Annotated in this window: 14 protein-coding genes (1 of these 14 running past the window's edge); 10 read left to right on the top strand and 4 right to left on the bottom strand. The window is 63.2% G+C overall.

Going from position 1 to position 15,318, the window contains the following annotated elements; all coding sequences use genetic code 11:
• Window positions 1–165: 165 nt before the first annotated feature.
• Window positions 166–924 carry an SDR family NAD(P)-dependent oxidoreductase gene (locus ACFQX9_RS09960; protein ID WP_007615252.1) on the bottom strand — a complete coding sequence of 253 codons (759 nt, stop codon included), beginning with the start codon at window positions 922–924 and terminating at the stop codon, window positions 166–168.
• 66 nt (window positions 925–990) lie between these two features.
• Window positions 991–1,593, bottom strand: coding sequence for a TetR family transcriptional regulator (locus ACFQX9_RS09955; RefSeq protein ID WP_377788392.1), 603 nt, complete (start codon window positions 1,591–1,593; stop codon window positions 991–993).
• Window positions 1,594–1,803: 210 nt separating this feature from the next.
• Here ACFQX9_RS09955 and ACFQX9_RS09950 point away from each other — a divergent pair, with 210 nt between their 5' ends.
• Window positions 1,804–2,976 (top strand): acetyl-CoA C-acetyltransferase, encoded by a 1,173-nt coding sequence (locus ACFQX9_RS09950; RefSeq protein ID WP_018453284.1) that lies wholly within the window; start codon window positions 1,804–1,806, stop codon window positions 2,974–2,976.
• A gap of 120 nt (window positions 2,977–3,096) precedes the next feature.
• Complete coding sequence (locus ACFQX9_RS09945) at window positions 3,097–4,641, top strand: acyl-CoA synthetase (RefSeq protein ID WP_377788110.1); 1,545 nt, start codon at window positions 3,097–3,099, stop codon at window positions 4,639–4,641.
• Window positions 4,642–4,658: 17 nt separating this feature from the next.
• Here ACFQX9_RS09945 and ACFQX9_RS09940 read toward each other — a convergent pair whose 3' ends face one another.
• Window positions 4,659–5,201, bottom strand: a complete 543-nt coding sequence (locus ACFQX9_RS09940; protein WP_018453282.1) for a methylated-DNA--[protein]-cysteine S-methyltransferase — start codon at window positions 5,199–5,201, stop codon at window positions 4,659–4,661.
• A 139-nt stretch (window positions 5,202–5,340) separates the two neighbouring features.
• Between ACFQX9_RS09940 and ACFQX9_RS09935 the strand changes: the two genes are divergently transcribed.
• From ACFQX9_RS09935 to ACFQX9_RS09905, 7 genes are all read left to right on the top strand, one after another.
• Complete coding sequence (locus ACFQX9_RS09935) at window positions 5,341–6,159, top strand: alpha/beta fold hydrolase (RefSeq protein WP_377788107.1); 819 nt, start codon at window positions 5,341–5,343, stop codon at window positions 6,157–6,159.
• A 2-nt stretch (window positions 6,160–6,161) separates the two neighbouring features.
• Window positions 6,162–6,974, top strand: a complete 813-nt coding sequence (locus ACFQX9_RS09930; protein WP_377788104.1) for an alpha/beta fold hydrolase — start codon at window positions 6,162–6,164, stop codon at window positions 6,972–6,974.
• A 189-nt stretch (window positions 6,975–7,163) separates the two neighbouring features.
• Window positions 7,164–7,841, top strand: coding sequence for a GntR family transcriptional regulator (locus tag ACFQX9_RS09925; RefSeq protein ID WP_085350721.1), 678 nt, complete (start codon window positions 7,164–7,166; stop codon window positions 7,839–7,841).
• Window positions 7,842–7,912: 71 nt separating this feature from the next.
• Window positions 7,913–8,713 carry a phytanoyl-CoA dioxygenase family protein gene (locus ACFQX9_RS09920; RefSeq protein ID WP_018453280.1) on the top strand — a complete coding sequence of 267 codons (801 nt, stop codon included), beginning with the start codon at window positions 7,913–7,915 and terminating at the stop codon, window positions 8,711–8,713.
• A 189-nt stretch (window positions 8,714–8,902) separates the two neighbouring features.
• Window positions 8,903–10,216, top strand: coding sequence for an NAD(P)H-dependent oxidoreductase (locus tag ACFQX9_RS09915; RefSeq protein WP_377788100.1), 1,314 nt, complete (start codon window positions 8,903–8,905; stop codon window positions 10,214–10,216).
• Window positions 10,217–10,260: 44 nt separating this feature from the next.
• Window positions 10,261–13,332, top strand: a complete 3,072-nt coding sequence (locus tag ACFQX9_RS09910) for an ATP-binding protein (protein WP_377788097.1) — start codon at window positions 10,261–10,263, stop codon at window positions 13,330–13,332.
• 64 nt (window positions 13,333–13,396) lie between these two features.
• Window positions 13,397–13,738 carry a DUF6984 family protein gene (locus tag ACFQX9_RS09905; protein WP_377788094.1) on the top strand — a complete coding sequence of 114 codons (342 nt, stop codon included), beginning with the start codon at window positions 13,397–13,399 and terminating at the stop codon, window positions 13,736–13,738.
• Window positions 13,739–13,838: 100 nt separating this feature from the next.
• Here the strand turns inward: ACFQX9_RS09905 and ACFQX9_RS09900 are convergent, their stop codons facing one another.
• On the bottom strand, window positions 13,839–14,924 hold the full coding sequence (locus ACFQX9_RS09900) for an NAD-dependent epimerase/dehydratase family protein (RefSeq protein WP_204512461.1): 1,086 nt from the start codon (window positions 14,922–14,924) through the stop codon (window positions 13,839–13,841).
• 286 nt (window positions 14,925–15,210) lie between these two features.
• Here ACFQX9_RS09900 and ACFQX9_RS09895 point away from each other — a divergent pair, with 286 nt between their 5' ends.
• A protein-coding gene (locus ACFQX9_RS09895; RefSeq protein ID WP_018453275.1) for a TRAP transporter substrate-binding protein crosses the window boundary here: on the top strand, window positions 15,211–15,318 show its beginning. The gene runs 981 nt beyond the window's last position; only the first 108 of its 1,089 coding nucleotides appear in the window; it begins with the start codon at window positions 15,211–15,213; its stop codon lies beyond the right edge, outside the window.

Here is a 15,318-nt window from a genome sequence, read left to right as displayed (position 1 = left end):
TTACTGCGCCCTCTCCCCTTGTGGGAGAGGGCATGTACGTCACGCGCCGCGCATTCGCTCGGGTGAGGGGTCTGCCTCCACAGGTGAGATCGTGGAGAGAACCCCTCATCCGGCACGCTCAAGAGCGCGCCACGTTCTCCCACAAGGGGAGAAGGAAAAAGAGCCCTACCGCGGCGCCATGCGGATCGCGCCGTCGAGGCGGATGGTCTCGCCGTTGAGCATCGGGTTCTCGACGATGTGCACGGCCAGCGAGCCGTATTCATTGGCGTCGCCGAGACGCGCGGGATGCGGCACCTGGGCACCGAGGCTCTTGCGGGCCTCTTCATTCAAGCCCATCAGCAGCGGCGTCAGGAACAGCCCGGGCGCGATGGTGTTGACGCGGATCTTCTGGCTCGCGAGGTCGCGCGCGGCCGGCAGCGTGAGACCGACGACGCCGCCCTTCGACGCCGCATAGGCGATCTGGCCGATCTGGCCTTCGTAAGCCGCGACCGAAGCGGTGTTGACGATGACGCCGCGTTCTTCACCGACCGGCTCGATCGTGACGAGGCGCTCGGCGAACAGACGCAGGCAGTTGAAGGTGCCGATCAAATTGACGTTGATGATGCGCGCGAACTTCTCCAGCGGGTAGACGCCGTCGCGGCCGACGATGCGCTGCGAGCCGCCGATGCCGGCGCAGTTCATCAGCACACGCGCGACGCCGTGCGCGGCTTCCGCCTTGGCGATCGCCGCCTTGATCTGTTCCTCGCTGGTGACATCGGCGTGAAGCGCGATGCCCTTCACTTCGGCGGCAACCTTCTCGGCGTTTTCCTTGCTCTGGTCGATCACGCCGATCTTGGCGCCCTTGGCGGCCATGGCGCGGGCGGTCGCGGCACCGAGGCCCGACCCGCCGCCCGTGATGAGAACGGCTACGTCTTTCAACTGCATCGTAAGCTACCTTTCCTCTACCTTTTCCTTGGGCGTTTCTTCTCTAGACTTCTGCGTTCTGGCCGGTCATCCGGCCGCGATAGCTTCCTCGCCTTGCGTGAGGATGCCGCCGCAGATCAGCGTTTCCATATGCTTGATGTATTGCCGGCAGACGTCGTCGGTGACCGGGCCGACGCCGGTCGCGCGTGACATCGCGTGCCGGCCGAAGAACAAATGATCGCAGGCGCCGATCAGGCTGGTGTAGAACAGCACGGGATCGGTGGCGCGGAATTCGCCCTGGCTGACGCCTTCGGCGAGCAGGCGGCGATGGAAATCCAGCAGCGGTGCGACGAAGAATTTCGAGACTTCGTCCGCGGAGCCCGCGACGCTCTCGTGCAGCAGATAGTGAATCAACCGGTTCATGTAGGGAAACCGGTGATAGGCGCGGATGATGCCGCCGATGTGCAGCTTCAGCTTCGCGGTCGGCGTGATCGGCTGCGCCAGCAGATATTCCAGGTTGGACAGTTCCGTTCCCGCGTCGCGCTCGAGCAGCGCCAGCAGCAGGCCGTCCTTGTTGCCGAAGTGATATTTGACCAGCGCGGCGTTGGCGCCGGACTTCTGGGCGATGTCGCTCAGGGAAATCTCGATCGAGGAGCGTTCGATCATCAGCTCGCTCGCGGCCACGAGCAATTTCTCTGCCGTGGAATTCTTTCCGCTGGGGAGCCTGTTCGGTACGCTGGTAGTCACGGAGATCCCTGATTTTGGCGGAAGAGCGGCCGCAGATAAGCCCAAGCAGCGCCTCCCCACAAGAGTTAATTGATCGATTGACTAAACAACCGGTCGCCCCTTAAATCCCGCCCCGACAACCAACCGTTCAAAATAATCCAGGGAGAAACCGACATGGCCGAGGCTTATATCGTCGCCGCTGCGCGTACCGCCGGTGGGCGCAAGGGGGGCCGCCTCGCCGGATGGCATCCGGCCGATCTCGCCGCGAAGGTGCTGGACGAGTTGGTCGACCGCACCAAGGTCGATCCCGCGCTGGTCGAGGATGTGATCATGGGCTGCGTCATGCAGGTCGGCGAGCAGTCCAACAACGTGGCGCGCAACGCTATCATGGCCTCGAAACTGCCGGAGAGCGTGCCGGGCACCTCGATCGACCGCCAATGCGGCTCGTCGCAGCAGGCGCTGCATTTTGCTGCGCAGGCCGTTATGTCGGGCGCGATGGACGTGGTGATCGCCGCCGGCGTGGAATCGATGACGCGCGTGCCGATGGGCCTGTCGTCGCAGCTTCCCGCCAAGAACGGCTTTGGCAATTACAAGAGCCCGGGTATCGAGCAGCGTTATCCCAACATCGTGTTCAGCCAGTTCACCGGCGCCGAGATGATGGCCGAGAAGTACGGCCTCTCCAAGGATGAGCTCGACGAGTACTCCTACAACAGTCATCAGCGCGCGATCGCGGCGACGCAGGCCGGCCGTTTCAAGACGGAGATCGTGCCGCTTGAGATCACCCGCGCCGACGGCTCCAAGGACACCCACCACATCGACGAGGGCATCCGCTTCGACGCCACACTCGACGGCATCAAGGGCGTCAAGCTGATCGCCGAGAATGGCAAGCTCTCCGCGGCCAGCGCCAGCCAGATCTGCGACGGCGCTTCCGGCGTGATGGTGGTGAACGAGCGTGGCCTGAAGCAGCTCGGCGTGAAGCCGCTGGCGCGCGTCCACCACATGACCATGATGGGTGGCGATCCCGTGATCATGCTCGACGCACCGCTGCACGCCACCAAGCGCGCGCTGGAGAAGGCCGGCATGGCGATCGACGACATCGACCTGTTCGAGGTCAACGAGGCCTTTGCCTCGGTGCCGACCGCGTGGCTGAAGACCACCGGCGCCGATTCGGAACGTCTCAATGTCAATGGCGGCGCCATCGCGCTCGGCCATCCGCTCGGCGGCTCCGGCACCAAGCTGATGACGACGCTGGTGCATGCCTTGCATCAGCGCGGCAAACGCTATGGCCTGCAGACCATGTGCGAAGGCGGCGGCATGGCGAATGTGACGATCGTGGAGCGGCTGTAAGCCCTCTCGTGTCCCGGACGCGCTGCAGCGTGAAACGCTGCGGCGCAGAGCCGGGACCCATGCCTCACAATGGACCCCGGATATCCGGGGAACGTTACTCCCAGCCGCGTAAACAGAGACATGACACACCCCTCCATCCACGCCCGCGCCACACCCGACAAGATCGCCTATCAAATGGCCGGGACCGGCAAGGCGATTACCTATCGCGAGCTCGACGAGCTCTCGAACCAGGGCGCGCACCTGTTCCGCTCGCTCGGGCTGAAGGCCGGCGACCACATCGCGCTGCTGATGGAGAACCGCCTCGCCTTTATGGAGATCTGCTGGGCTGCGCAACGCAGCGGGCTCTATTACACCGCGATCAGCCGCTATTTAAAGCAGGACGAGATCGACTACATCATCGCCGATTGCGGCGCCAAGGTCGTGATCACGACACCGAAATGTGCCGACCAGATCAAGACGCTGATCAAGGGTGCGCCCGGCGAGCCGGTCTTCTACATGATGGACGAGCCGCAAGCCGGCTTCCGCTCCTACGACAAGGAAGCCGCCGCACAGCCGACAACGCCGATTGCCGACGAGGTTGCCGGCTATGACATGCTGTATTCGTCGGGCACCACGGGCCGGCCCAAGGGTATCAAGAAGGCTTTCGAGGGCAAGCCGATCGACGAGCCGAACGCGTTTCTGCGCGTGCTCTGCGCCAGCATGTGCGGCATGAACGCCGAGACTATTTATCTCTCACCGGCACCGCTCTATCACGCCGCTCCCTTGCGCTTCAACATGATGGCGGTCCTGCTCGGCGGCACCTCCATCATCATGGAGCACTTTGACGCCGAAGATTTCCTGAAACTGGTCGAAAAGTACAAGGTGACCCAGGCGCAGCTGGTGCCGACCATGTTCGTGCGCATGCTGAAGCTGCCGAACGAGGTCCGTAACCGCTACGAAGTCTCGACACTGAAGGGCGCGATCCACGCCGCCGCCCCCTGCCCGGTCGAGGTCAAGGCCAAGATGATCGAATGGTGGGGGCCGATCCTGATCGAATATTACGCGGGCTCCGAAGGCAACGGCGTCACCGTCTGCAACTCGAAAGAATGGCAGGAGCACCGCGGCAGCGTCGGCCGCGCCGTGGTCGGCAAGATCAAGATTCTGGACGAGAACGACGAGGAGCAGCCGACGGGCGAAATCGGCACGGTCTATTTCGCCGACGCGCCGGTTTTCGCCTATCACAACGATCCCGAGAAGACGAAGAAGGCCTATAACGCAAAAGGCTGGTCGACGCTCGGCGACGTCGGCTATCTCGACAGGGATGGCTTTCTCTTTCTCACCGACCGCAAGTCCTACATGATCATCTCGGGCGGCGTGAACATTTACCCGCAGGAGACCGAGGACGTGCTCATCACCCACCCCGAGGTCGCCGACGTCGCCGTGTTCGGTGTGCCGAACGAGGAGATGGGCGAAGAGGTCAAGGCGGTGGTGCAGCCGCACGATCCCAAGCGCGCCGGCAAGGAGCTCGAAGCCGACCTGATCGCCTACTGCAGGAGCCGCCTCTCGACGATCAAATGCCCGCGCTCGATCGATTTCGAAGCCGAGCTGCCGCGCACGCCCACTGGGAAGCTGGTGAAGCGGCATTTGCGCGACAAATATTGGCCGATGGCGGCGGCGAAGATCTAGCCAGCGGCGTCATCGCCTCAATCAAACAAGCTCGGCGTGTGGTTCACCAGCGCGCCTTCGATCTCCAGCATCTTCAGCTTCGTCACCACGCCGCCATTCGCGGAGAAGCCGCCGGGCTTGTTGCCGGCCGCCAGCACGCGATGGCAGGGCACGACGATCGGGCACGGGTTGCGGCCGAGCGCCTGGCCCACGTCGCGCGACAGCTCGACACCGCCGAGTTGCTTGGCGATGTCGCCATAGGTGACGGTCTTGCCCGGCGGAATGGTGCGGGCGATCGCGTAGACCCCGCGGTTGAAGTCGGGCACGCCGTCGAGATCGAGCGGGATGTCGGTGAGGTCATCCGGCTCGCCCGCGAGCAGTTTTGTGATGCGGTCGATCGCCTGCTGTACTTCGGCGGTCGGCGCGGCTTCGCTGGCATCGGCATGGCGCTGGCTGATGCGGGTGCGGATCTTCTGCTCACCGCCCATCGGCAGTTGCGTGCCGTTGATGCCGCGCGGACCCCAGGCAATGGCGCAAAGGCCGATCTTGCTGTCGAAGAGGGCAAAATGCTGGTCGGTCATAACTTCGTCCTTGGCTTGCGTTCCCCTCGCATGCCCCAATGTGAACTGAGCTCAAATCTAGACTTGGAAATAGTTGCGATCCACCCGGTTTCCGGGAATCTTGCACAGGAGTTCCGCCTTCCCTGTTTGCGAGCCCAGAATGCAAAGCCTCCACGTCAACGGATACGACATGCCCTATCTCGACGTGGGCGAAGACCGAGGGCGGCCGCCGCTGGTCTGCGTGCATGGTTCGCTCAACGACTTTCGTGTCTGGGGCTGCGTGCTCGGTCCGCTGTCCCAGCGGCACCGGCTGATGGCCGTCAGCCTGCGGCACTTCTTCCCCGATCGCTGGGATGGCGTTGGCGACACCTATTCGATCGCCCAGCATGTCGACGACGTCATCGCCTTCATCGAGGAACTCGACCTCGGCCCGGTTGATCTGATGGGCCATTCCCGCGGCGGGCACATCTGCTTCCGCGTGGCGCAGCGGCGGCCGGAGCTGCTCCGGCGGCTGGTGCTGGCCGAGCCCGGCGGGGAGCTCGACGCGAGCCTCGATCCAGACTATGCCGGCGGCCCCTCGCCGTTGCTGGCGCGGTTCACGGCGTCGGCCGAGAAGATCGCGGCCGGCGACATCGACGGCGGCCTTGCAGTCTTCGTCGACACGCTGGAAGGGCCCGGCACCTGGCCGCGGCTGCCGGCCCTGGTGAAGCAGAATCTGCGCGACAACGCCTTCACCCTGATCGGCCAGGTCCGCGACAACCGCCCGCCGTTCTCGAAGGCCGACGCGGAGTCCATCAGGATGCCGACGCTGTTCATCCTGGGCGCGCGGACCAAGGGCCTGCTGCCGAAAGTGCTGCATGCGCTCGCGGCGCATGTGCCGTATTCCAGGACGGCGGTCATCCCAAACGCAACGCACCCGATGTTCGAGCAGGCGCCGCAGAAATTCTCCGAACTGGTGCTGGATTTTCTGGCGGGCTGATCATGCAGACACTTCGCGTCAATGGTTACGACATGGCCTATCTCGAAATGGGCGAGGGGCCGCCGCTGGTCTGCGTGCACGGCACGCTCGGCGATTTCCGCACCTGGTACTCCGTGCTCGGTCCGCTGTCGAAATCGCATCGCGTGATCTCGGTCAGCCTGCGGCATTTCTTTCCCGAACATTGGGATGCCGTCGGCGACGATTACAAGATGGCCCAGCACGTCGCTGACGTGATCGCTTTCATCGAGCAGGTCGAACCCGCGCCGGTCGATCTGATGGGCCATTCGCGCGGCGGTCACATCGCCTTTCGCGTGGCGCAGGCGCGGCCCGATCTGTTGCGAAAGCTGGTGCTTGCAGAACCCGGCGGCGATCTCGATGCGAGCCTGCCGGTGCCCGCAGGCACGCCCGCGCACCCGCCGCTGGCGGCGCGCACGGCGCGCTCGGTCGAGATGATCCGCGCCGGCGACATCGAGGGCGCGCTGCAGAACTTCTACGAAGGCATCGAAGGCGACGGCTCGTGGCGGCGCGTGCCGGCGGCGGCGAAGCAGCAATTGCGCGACAACGCGATCACCTTCCTCGGCCAGATCAACGAGCAGCGCAGGCCCTACACGCTCGCGGACGCGCAGGCGATCACGACCCCGACACTCCTGATCGGCGGCGGGGCGACGACAGGGAGCCTGTCGGTGATGTGGCGTGTGCTGGCCGAGCACATCACCGGGGCGAAGACAGCCGTGATCCCCAATGCCGGCCACTGGATGTTCGAGCAGGCACCGCTGCAGTTCGGCGAGGCCGTGAGCGCGTTTCTGGCTGAGTAAGGGCCTCACACCTCTTTTTCTCGAAAACAACCCCATGCACAGTAGCCGGAATTAGCAATATCAATGGCTTAGAGGAGCGCAAGAATGAGGCTAGTCGCCCCCTTGGCCGCGCTTGACGCCCTTCCCCTTCTCGCCGTATCTTCGAATACGGAATTCCGTATTCCCTCTCATGGTCACGGAGCTGCCGGCGTGATCCCTCTCGACCCGCTTCCGAACTTGATCGACCAGGTCTATGCGCGGATCCTGGAGGCGATCTCCGACCGCACGCTGCAGCCCGGCCAGCGCATCCGGCAGAACGAGCTCGCCGACAGGCTCGGCGTGTCGCGCCAGCCGGTGTCGCATGCGCTGCACCTGTTGCACCGGCAGGGACTCGTCGCCGAGAGCGGCCGGCGCGGCTTTGAAGTCACCCAGCTCGATCCCGCACGCATCCGCCAGCTCTACGAGGTGCGCGGCGCGATCGATGCGCTGGCGGCACGGCTTGCCGGCGAACGCGCCGCAAGCGATGCGGTGGGACGCGCGCGGCTGGAGGCGGTGCTCGCCGCCGGGCGCGGGATCGATGGCAAGACCACGCTCGCCGAGCTGATCGCGCTCGACGTCGCGTTTCATCGCGCGATCTATCGGCTCTCCGGCAATCCCGTGATCGAGGAGACGATCACGCCGCAATGGCCGCATATGCGCCGCTCGATGGCGACGGTGCTGTCGGAGCTCGATTACCGCGGCAGCGCCTGGGCCGAGCATGCCGACATCGCCGGACACATTCTCGCGGGCGATGCGAAGGCGGCGGAACGTGCGGCGCTTGCGCACGCGCAGACGGCGGGACGGATGACTGAGGAGAGATTGAGGGCGACGGAAGAGGCGGCGGCGTAGCGACCGCCACTGCCAAGACGTGGATGGCCGGCCAAGACGAGCGACAACAAATCAAAACAGGAGGACGCGCCGTGAAACTGTCCCAGGAGCAATTGGAGTTCTTCCACCACGAGGGCTGGCTGTTCCTGCCCGAACTGTTCAGTCCGGAGGAGGTCGATCTCCTCGCGCGCGAGGCGGTCGGCATCTATGACACGAACCGGCCGGAAGTCTGGCGCGAGAAGAGCGGCGCGCCACGCACCGCCTTTGCCGCGCATCTCTACAACGAGGCGTTCGGCATTCTGGGTGCTCATCCGCGCATGATCGGCCCGGTCGAGCAGCTGTTCGGCGAGCAGGTCTACATGCACCAGTTCAAGATCAACGCGAAATCCGCCTTCACCGGCGATGTCTGGCAATGGCACCAGGATTACGGCACCTGGAAGCGCGACGACGGCATGCCCGAGCCGCGCGCGATGAACATCGCGATCTTCCTGGACGAGGTGATGCCGATCAACGGCCCGCTGATGCTGGTACCGCAGAGCCAGAACGCCGGCGACCTCAAGGCCTCGCATGACCTCGCGACGACCTCCTATCCGCTGTGGACGCTGGACGAGGAGACCGTGACGCGGCTGGTCAAGCAGGGCGGCATCGTTGCGCCGACGGGAAAGCCCGGCGGCATGCTGATGTTCCACGGCAATCTCGTGCACGGCTCGGCCGGCAACATCACGCCCTATCCGCGCAAGATCGTGTACCTGACGCTGAACGCGGTTTCGAATTACATCCGTACCCCGACGCGGCCGGAGTACATCGCGCATCGCGATTTTGCGCCGATCAAGACGGTGGAGGACGACGCACTGGTGCGGCTCGCCCGTGCGCCGCGGCAGGCGGCGGAGTAGGACACTCTCGTGCCCCGGACGCAGCGCAGCGCGAAGCGGTGCGCTGCAGAGCCGGGCCCATACCACACGGATAGTTTTCTTTCTGGGTGCCGGCTCTGCGGAGTAGCGCCATAGTGCGTCGAAGACGCGCGTGAACGCGCTTATGGCGCTGCACCGCGTCCGGACCACCATACTTGATCGGGTAACAACATGAACCTCTTCCGCCTCCTCCAGGCCCGCGCTGCCGCCGGCAAGCCCGTCCGTGTGGCGCTGATCGGCGCCGGCAAATTCGGCTCGATGTTCCTGGCGCAGGTGCCGCACACGACGGGGCTGGAGGTACCCATCATCGTCGACATCGATCGCGACCGCGCGCGCGAGGCCTGCCGCACGGTGGGCTGGAGCGCCGAGCGGATCGCCGCCACCGTCTTCACCGATGATGGCGCGCGCGCCATCGCCCGCGGCGCGATGGACGTGGTGGTGGAGGCGACCGGCAATCCCGCCGTCGGCATCAAACACGCCCGCGCGGCGATCGCGGCCGGCAAGCATATCGTGATGGTCAATGTCGAGGCCGACGTGCTTGCCGGTCCGCTGCTCGCCCAGGAAGCCCGCAAGGCCGGCGTGGTCTACTCGCTCGCCTATGGCGACCAGCCGGCGCTGACCGCGGAAATGGTGGATTGGGCGCGCGCCACCGGTTTTCACGTCGTTGCCGCCGGCAAAGGCACAAAATATCTGCCGGCCTATCACGACGTGACGCCCGACAGCGTCTGGCAGCATTACGGGTTGACCGCGGGCGAAGCGCAATCGGCCGGGATGAATCCGCAGATGTTCAACTCCTTCCTCGACGGTACCAAATCGGCGATCGAGATGGCCGCGATTGCGAACGCCTGCGGACTGGACGCGCCTGCGGAGGGCCTGCTGTTTCCACCCTGCGGCGTCGACGACCTGCCGCATATCATGCGGCCGCGCAGCAAGGGCGGCGTGCTGGAGCGATCGGGCGTCGTGGAGGTGGTCTCCTCGCTCGAGCGCGATGGAAGGCCGGTGTTTCGCGATCTGCGCTGGGGCGTCTACGTCGTGCTGGAGGCGCCGAACGACTACGCCGCCGACTGCTTCAGGCAATACGGCCTCAAGACCGACGGCAGCGGACGGTACGCGGCGATGTACAAGCCCTACCATTTGATCGGCCTCGAGCTGAACATCTCGGTGCTGTCGGCCGCGCTGCGGGGCGAGCCGACCGGGCAGCCCCATGGTTTCCGCGGCGACGTCGCCGCCGTGGCAAAACGCAATCTGCGCGCCGGCGAGATGTTGGACGGCGAAGGCGGCTACACGGTGTGGGGCAAGCTGGTGCCGGCGGCCGCGAGCCTCAAGGCCGGCGCGCTGCCTATCGGGCTGGCGCATCGCGTGAGGCTGAAGCACGACGTCGCCCATGGCGAGATCGTGCGCTGGAGCGATGTCGAGTTCGACGCGGGCAACGAGACGATCAGGACGCGGAAGGCCATGGAAGCGGCGTTCATTAGCGCAGAGTAGGCCCTGTACTCATAAAATCGAGATTTATTGGTGCGGACTGAGCGATGTCCGCTGGCCGCCACATGTGCGCGACAGAGGGGCGAACATGCTCTGCTGAGTTCCGCCGCCTTCACCAGTCCATTGATTTCAGTGGCAACCATGGCAAGGTAGCTCGCGCGGCACAACCAGTTGGACGCATGATGATGGTGGGCTCGGTCGTCAATGAAGATCGGCTCGCGAAAGAAAGTTTTTCTTTTGGGCCCTTTGAATTAATCCCGGAGCGGAGACGTCTAGAAAAATCGGGTGTACCACTTCAGTTGGGCGCCCGTAGCTTGGACATCCTTACAGTTCTTGTCGAGCATGCTGGCGAAGTTGTCAGCAAGAAGACTCTGCTAGCTCGGGTTTGGGCCGGCGTCACCGTCGACGAGGGTAGCCTTAGATTTCATATGGCGGGCTTGCGCAAGGTGCTCGGCGATGGAGAGGCCGGAGCGACGTATGTCACGACCGTGCCAGGACAAGGGTATAGCTTCGTGGCGCCTGTCTCACGAACGCTCAAGCCTGTTGCTGAAATCGCAAAATCGGGTCGACGCTCAACATTTCCGAATCGCCTTGGCAGGATGATTGGCAGGGACGACGCCGTGCAAGCGATCTCCTCGCATCTTATGGCCGAACGATTCGTGTCCATTGTCGGTCCGGGCGGGATCGGAAAAACAACTCTGGCAATATCTGTCGGCCACCAACTCACTACAGAGTTTGCCGATCTGGTTCACCTTATTGACCTGGGCTCACTTTCTGATCCGCATCTCGTGGCGGGTACGATCGGCTCGGCGCTCGGACTTGCCGTTGACGATCGCGATCCTATCCCCGGCCTTCTGGCCGCACTGCGAGACATCCGAGTTTTGCTGGTGCTCGATAGCTGCGAGCGTGTGATTGAGGCGGCTTCTGCGCTGGCAGAAACCATCTTCGAGGAAACGCCGCAAGTTTACATCTTGGCAACAAGCCGTGAAACCTTGCGGGTCAGAGGCGAGCACGTTCATTGGATAGCTCCCCTCGAGTTTCCGCCTGAGGGTCCCAATGCACGAGAGGCGATGGCATACGCTGCAGTACAGCTTTTTGTCGAACGCGTTACAGCAAGTCAGCCTCAGTTCATACTCAACGACGTCGATGCACCGGTCGTGGCCGAGATCTGCCGAAAGCTCGACGGAATCCCCCTCGCAATCGAACTCGCAGCTGGTCGTGTGGACGCTTACGGAGTCCATGACGTTTTGCGGCTCCTCGACCACAAGTTCGAGCTCTGGCGAGGCCGGCGAACGGCGTTGCCGCGACACCAGACTCTGGCTGCAACGCTCGACTGGAGCTACGATCTTTTGCCGGAGCTTGAGCAGATTATCCTGCGCCGACTATCTGTTTTCGTTGGGCCGTTTACGATCGAGGCTGCCTTCGCGATCGCGGCCGGAGATGATTTGGACGATTCGCAGGTGATCGAGTCCGTTGCCAGTCTTGCCGCCAAGTCACTTCTGACAGCGAACGCTCGTCTCGCCATCCCGCTATACCGATTGCTGGATACCACCCGCGGGTATGTGCAGGAAAAGTTGGCCAGAAGCGATGATGCAAACCTCGTTGCTCGCCGTCATGCTGTCTATCATTTAACTTTATTCGAGCGGATTGGGGTCGAGCTGTCCGGTTTCCGGAAGAGCGAAAATGCGTCTGCCTCCAAGCTCGTTCGGTCCCTGAAAGGGGCAGGAAGCAACAATCTGACCGAAGCATCGGTTGCCACTAATGGTCGGCCGATCGATGAGATCCGTGTTGCCCTCGACTGGGCGCATGGCAAGTCTGGTGATTCGCTGCTCGCGCTCGACCTCACGGCCGCTGCCGCACCGGTCTGGATTCATCATATGCTCATAGACGAATGTCGGGAGCGGACAGAGCAAGCGGTTTTCCAAATCGACGAAAAGCTGGGTCGTGACGCGCGCCGGGAGCTCCGCCTCTTCTTCACTTTGGCGGTTGCGCATATGGAATCGACCGGGGACGCTGCGATCATCGACGATGCGTGGTTGCGTGTATCCCGATTGGCTGAAGAACTGGACGACAACGAATATCGGCTGAGGAGCTTATGGGGTCTCTGGATAGGGCGATACCTAAGAGGCGATTTCCCCGGTGCACTGCAGATCGCCGAAAAATTCGTCAACCTGCCTGATGGCGCTATCGATGTCGCTGATCGTTTCGTCGGAGAGCGGATTTTGGGAGTGACGCGGCACATTCTAGGGGACCAAGCCGGCGCCCGGCGACATCTGCAAAAAATGCTGGCAGGCTACGTCGCGCCGCCAGGGCAAATGCACGCCCTGCGATATCAGTTTGATCAACATGTGGCTGCCCGAACGTACTACAGCCAAACGCTTTGGTTGTTGGGTTTTCCGGACCAGGCAGCCGCGGTCGGCAAACACGCCTTCGATCATGCGACGGCACTTGGACACGATTTTTCTCTTCTCTATGCGATTGCCTTCGGCGCTTGCCCTCTAGCGCTTGAGATCGGCAATTTTGATGCTGCGGAAGCGCTCATCTCAACTATGCTTCATCGAGAAGCGACGTTCAGAGCAATGGGAGTCTGGGGCCGCTGTTATGCGGGTATTCTGGAGATGAAGGGTGGCCACACCGCTGCGGGCCTTGCCCTGCTTCGCGAAGGCTTGAATGGCTTCCCCCCGACCGGCTTTCAAAGCCGCTATTTATTCCTTCTGGGCAATCTCGCACTCGGCGAGTCTGATATCGGCGATCACCGCGGAGCCAATACAACGATCGAAAGGGCGCTGGCTCAATCGGAAAGGAACGAGGACCGCTGGTTCGTCGCTGAACTGCTGCGCATCAAGGGTATCCTGGCGCTCAATCAAGGTGGCGCGGAGGCGCTCGTGTCGGCCGAAGCGCACCTCAATCACTCTCTCGAGTGGTCACGCCGCCAAGGCGCAATATCCTGGGAGCTCAGGACGGCGACAACTCTGGCATCCCTGATGCAGAAGCAGTCGCGTATCGGTGAGGCACGGGAGCTGCTAGCGCCCCTTTACGTTCGTTTCTCCGAGGGACTTGCCACTGCAGATTTAGTCAAAGCTCGTTCTCTGCTGACATTGTTGAACGAGCCAACCTAGCTTGGATCAATAAGGATTCGCAGCGTGATAGAGCCAATGCACGCCAGCCGCTACGAGAAAGAAGATGCCACGCCCACTCACCCCCGCAGAGCGTGATCTGGTTGCCTTTATTCTAGGTCAGCATTCGCCCTTGCAGGACCATTTTGGGCTCGTCGAGGAAATGAACGACGGTGGGATGGGTAGCCTTCTCTTTGTCGGCGCGGCAGATCGGCGTTTCGGCCGATGTATTGGCGAATGCGAATTCGACGATGCCGATGGAGGGCTGGTGTCGGTCGCGCTGAACCTCGGCCAGCGCGACGAGTTGTTTGAACTTGATCTGTGGAAAGTCGACTTTTCGCCGCTACAGAGGATCGCCGTCCTAGGTGATGTCCGTCCCTCACGGTGGTTGCGACACACGCTCAGATAAGCCAGATCTGAAGCCGTTCGAACCGGCTCGGCCAGCGGACCGCTCCGGGTCACAGTCTGACCTGGGCAACGATCCCGGACATATCCGCTTTGGCTCTCGGTCAGGGAAGCAGTCGCTCTTGCTTTGCCTGCCTGAACCACTTCCGGAACATGTCTTCCGTGTCCATCATCTCGGTGAAGCCGGCGCGGTTGATCTTCACGGTCGAGACGATCGAGGGCGGACCGGATTCGGTCTGGCCGAAGCGCAGGCTATAATCGGCGTATTGAAGCGAGAGCCCGACAAATTCGGCCAACGCAGGCGACACAAGGTCGTGCTTGCGGCGCAGCGCATCCCAGGGGTCGACCCAGGATGGAAACGCCTTGGCGAGCGACAGCGGGACCGGCTTACCCGGCCTCATCTCCAGCGCATCCGCGACCGCAGGCCAGATGTTCTCCCAGGTGAAGACGTCGCCATTGGTCACGTTGAAGGCCTCGTTCCGCGCGGCCTCGGCCTCTCCCGACCAAGCGATGGCGCGGGCGAGCAGATCGACGTCGACGGCCTGCCCCACCCGCGGGGCGCCGCCGGGGTAATCGAGCGGCCTGCCCTGCTCGCGCAGCATCGCCGCGTAGACGCCGAGCGGTGGAATCAAATCCATGGCGCCCCCCATGGCGAGGCCGACGATCAGCACCGGCCGCAGGATGGTCCAATGCCAAGCCTTGCCGGCTTGGAGTTGGCGCAAGAAGTTTTCCTGCGCCCAGTAGAAGTTGGGCTGCTCGTACATTTCGGAGCGGCCTTCGCGGGCCGGCACGGTCAACGGGCGAACGTGGACGCCGTAGGCCTTGGTGCCCTGCAGCAGGGCGACGTGCCTGAGGCCGGGTGAGACAGGCTCGAGCGCACCCATCAAATTGCGCAGCATCAAATCGTTGGTCTTGATCTGCTGCGGGTCGCGCCAGCCGTCGACGAGCTGCGGCGCCTCGTAGAGCGCGGCGTAGATCAGATGCGTCGCGCCGCTCAGTTCCGAGGCGGCGCGCTCGCAATCCGCTGCACTGGTCAGGTCGATCGGGACATGACGGGCGCCGTAGAGGTCGCGCGGCTTTCGCCGGGACAAGGCAATGACATCGCACCCGCCCGATATGCCGAAGTGTCGCAACGCGGCATTGCCGACGAGACCGCTCGCTCCGGCGACCACGATCTTCTTGCCCGTCATGCGCGAGCCTCCCTGGTTTTTGAATGACCGAATAGCAGATCGCTTGCAGGCCCGACTTGCGTCAGGCCGGCGTTCGCACCTGCGAGGCGCCCATGAGACTTGATTCCGGCGAAGCGCCCGGTCATCCTCGCCGCGGAACCGCACGATCGGAATTCCATCTTCGAGTGCCCGCAAGGGCCGTTCGGAAACGCCACAACGTCTCAACAGACACGTCGAGCGTCGACGAAGACAAGACGACACCAAGATCGTTCCCTGGTCGAAGCATCGACTTAACGGAGGGAAGCGCATGGAACGTCGTAAATTCCTGACGGCAGGCGGATTGGGCCTAGCCGCAAGTGCCGTCGCTGCGCCGGCGATCGCGCAGTCGATGCCCGAGATCAAATGGCGATACGCC

This window comes from Bradyrhizobium sp. GCM10028915, assembly GCF_042666195.1.
In the GTDB taxonomy this organism is placed as follows: domain Bacteria; phylum Pseudomonadota; class Alphaproteobacteria; order Rhizobiales; family Xanthobacteraceae; genus Bradyrhizobium; species Bradyrhizobium canariense_D.
The sequence above is the reverse complement of the archived record's forward strand: the minus strand, read 5'-3'. Positions and strand labels throughout refer to the sequence as shown.